This window comes from Streptomyces sp. BK79 (assembly GCF_044142145.1).
GTDB lineage: Bacteria > Actinomycetota > Actinomycetes > Streptomycetales > Streptomycetaceae > Streptomyces.
On sequence record NZ_JBHVOC010000110.1, the window covers coordinates 1 to 246 of the forward strand.

Annotated in this window: 1 rRNA gene; it reads left to right on the top strand. The window is 55.7% G+C overall.

From position 1 onward, the window contains the following. Positions 1–70: 70 nt before the first annotated feature. Positions 71–246: ribosomal RNA gene (locus ACFIF2_RS36015) — 16S ribosomal RNA — on the top strand; the annotation flags it as partial.

Genomic DNA, 246 nt, shown 5'->3' on the forward strand with positions numbered 1-246 from the left:
AAAATACAGCGAGGACGCTGTGAACGGCCGGATCATTCCTCCGGCTGTTCCGCTCCCGTGATGTAAAGCATTCACGGAGAGTTTGATCCTGGCTCAGGACGAACGCTGGCGGCGTGCTTAACACATGCAAGTCGAACGATGAACCACTTCGGTGGGGATTAGTGGCGAACGGGTGAGTAACACGTGGGCAATCTGCCCTGCACTCTGGGACAAGCCCTGGAAACGGGGTCTAATACCGGATACTGA